Below are 1,423 nucleotides of genomic sequence, written 5' to 3' on the forward strand. Positions count from 1 at the left end.
TTTAATCGGCTTCGCCGCAAATTTTGAGCGATTTGTCAAGTCTTTTTTGACAAAAAAGTGGGGGATTTTAATAAAATGGAATCTACAAGCCTTGATTTTACTGGGCTGAAGATTCCGAGAGATTATTAAAATATTTAGGAGGATGAAATAAGTTGAGTAAAAAAGTATGGAATGTAAAAAAAAGTTTGATAGTAAAAATTTTGTTATTGATAATTGTTATTTATTTTTTTATGACACCACTAGGTGCTTTAAGGCTTAGCATTGCCTGTAATGGATACCCATTAAAAGCAATGGTGTATCCAATAGGAAAGCGTGAAAGATCTCTTGAGGAAGAGGAAAATGAGAAAGTATATGTTCTATACAATCCACCAGTTGAGAAAGATACAGAAGGAACTCTAACAAACTGGAGTGTAAAAAAATATTTAATATTTTATTTAGCCACATATAGAGGTGATGCCTAAAGATTAGGGGAATAAATTGACTGCTTTTGACAAAAGTTATTATAAAGATAATATCATTTGTTACATATAGCTACGATGGCAACAACCAGCTCATCGAAATGGTGGATTATCAGGTCAGCGGAAACACAGAAACGGCCTACCGCTATACAGAGTGTGAGTATGACGGGCTTCAGAGGAAGACAACTTATGCGGAACTGAGTCAGTCAGAGAGGCCAACAGCTGACGAGATCAAAAGCCATGCGATTAAATATACTTACGACGCAGAAGGCAAACTTACGAAAGTTACCTATCCAACGAAAAAGGATGGGGTGAGGAGCCTTTCTTATCATTACACCAGTGACGGCTGGCTGTCTTTGATCAAAGCGGATGTGTATAAAGGAAGTGATGTAAAAGAAGCAACTGTGCGGACTTATGCTTATGACAGCTATGGAAAAGTAATAGAGATCAAGGATTACCGAAATCTCTTATCGGATGGTGATAAGGCAGTCAAAAAGACCTATACCTATGATTCTTTTGACCGTGTGGCAAAGATGGTCTACACAGATTTGGAACATCCAGAAACAGTTATGGAGTCCTATGCCTACTCCTATGATAAAAATTCCAACATTGTAGAAAAGACGCAGGTAAACAACTATCCTCAAAAGGATGAAGAAAAGGTCAATGAGACAAAGCACTATACTTATGATTCTCTGGGAAGGCTTGTAAAGGCGGTTACGACAGATCACAGGAAAGACGATAGCAAACAGACCGTGACCTATACGTATGATAAGGTTGGAAATCGTCTGGCTGAAGACAAAGGGGATACAAAGACGACCTACGATTATAATGGACTGGATCAGGTGAAAACTTCGACCACATGGAAAGATGGTACCGTACAAGAGAATAAGCAGTATGTCTATGACAAGAACGGAAATGAGATCGGACAGACCAATGGAACAACAGGGGAGATCCTTTACCGTACC

General features: G+C 38.6%; 2 protein-coding genes. Both read left to right on the forward strand.

The features are described from left to right. The first annotated feature begins 152 nt into the window (after nt 1–152). A complete protein-coding gene (locus CI597_RS17495) occupies nt 153–461 on the forward strand; it encodes a hypothetical protein (RefSeq protein ID WP_024728689.1) in 309 nt (102 codons plus the stop codon). A 26-nt stretch (nt 462–487) separates the two neighbouring features. After that, on the forward strand, nt 488–1,423 hold a 936-nt coding region (locus CI597_RS18240), incomplete at its 3' end, for a hypothetical protein (protein WP_198959587.1).

The organism is Anaerostipes hominis (ex Lee et al. 2021) (assembly GCF_002270485.1).
Taxonomy (GTDB): domain Bacteria; phylum Bacillota; class Clostridia; order Lachnospirales; family Lachnospiraceae; genus Anaerostipes; species Anaerostipes hominis.